Source organism: Shigella sp. FC1544 (genome assembly GCF_001722145.1).
Classification (GTDB): Bacteria; Pseudomonadota; Gammaproteobacteria; order Enterobacterales; family Enterobacteriaceae; genus Escherichia; species Escherichia coli.
The window spans coordinates 1-317 of sequence record NZ_MECT01000489.1 but is presented as its reverse complement, the minus strand read 5'-3'; the positions used below and the strand labels follow the sequence as shown (position 1 = coordinate 317).

The window sequence follows — 317 nt, the reverse complement described above, 5'->3', positions numbered from 1 at the left end:
AAAAGTGGTACGCGATATAATCACATAACGCAGATGACAGACAGAACGGAGAAAACGAAAAGATGAACAAGCAGCAGCAAACCGTACTCAACATGGCGGGATTCATAAAAGGCCAGAGCCTGACGCTGCTCGAAAAACTGGACGCACTCGATGCTGACGAGCAGGCCACCATGTGTGAGAAGCTGCACGAACTCGCAGAAGAACTCCAGAACAGCATACAGACACGCTTTGAAGTAGAAAATAGCACAGAGAGATAACGCTCAGGACAGGATGCCGAACGGCACAACAGAGCGTAAGGAGAAAATGTCACATAAGGC

Annotated in this window: 1 protein-coding gene; it reads left to right on the top strand. The window is 48.6% G+C overall.

Going from position 1 to position 317, the window contains the following annotated elements; translation table 11 throughout:
• The first annotated feature begins 62 nt into the window (after positions 1-62).
• A complete protein-coding gene (locus tag BGK49_RS18875) occupies positions 63-257 on the top strand; it encodes a Rop family plasmid primer RNA-binding protein (protein WP_001041639.1) in 195 nt (64 codons plus the stop codon).
• Positions 258-317 lie beyond the last annotated feature (60 nt).